Genomic DNA, 646 nt, shown 5'->3' on the forward strand with positions numbered 1-646 from the left:
AATGCGCGTGCTTGGCGGTCTCATCAAGGTGGAGAACCAGACCAGACACTGAGGTCCTAAGATCGGCTGCCATGCGCTCTACAGCGGCTCTCAGGGCCTTCTCCTGCCCATCTGGACCCAGAGCCTCGAACATCTTCTGCGCTTCGACTCCGAAGCCGATGATGCCAGCGACTGCGATCCCGGCGTTGCTCTTCATCGCCCGGGCCATGTCCCGCTGGTCCCTGCGCTCTTTGGCGAGCCTCTTCAGCTCTGCGGAGGTCATGGGTTGGATGAAGACCCGGTTGGGCTCAGGCGGGTCCGGATTGACGTAGGCCGGCTGCGCTCCGATGCGCAAATCATGGCGCCTTTGATTGGCGTATCCTTGGGCGTCCCGGATCTCGACCCGGACCATAGCGGCCCTGGAGTTTGCCTTGCGTTCGTCATCCTTGAGGTGTGTGAGGGTCATGATGGAAACTCCTGTTTCCATCATGATCACCGCAGGGCGTGAAAAAACCTAAACCGCCGGTTCGTACATTTCGCGCGCGGAGAGGATAGCCCTCGTAAGGTCTAACCTACTAGGACATAACTGCGTTATCTCCTATCCGGCGAAGAGGGCTGCTGCGCCCCTCTTTCGAAACTCCCAACCGAAGGGACCTCAGCCCCTTTC

Annotated in this window: 1 protein-coding gene; it reads right to left on the bottom strand. The window is 59.6% G+C overall.

Going from position 1 to position 646, the window contains the following annotated elements:
• The coding region (locus GCU60_RS19565) for a hypothetical protein (RefSeq protein ID WP_163208300.1) at positions 1-445 on the bottom strand (445 nt) is incomplete at its 3' end.
• Positions 446-646: the final 201 nt, after the last annotated feature.

Origin of the sequence: Blastococcus saxobsidens (assembly GCF_010682065.1) — a bacterium.
In the GTDB taxonomy this organism is placed as follows: Bacteria; Actinomycetota; Actinomycetes; order Mycobacteriales; family Geodermatophilaceae; genus Blastococcus; species Blastococcus saxobsidens_B.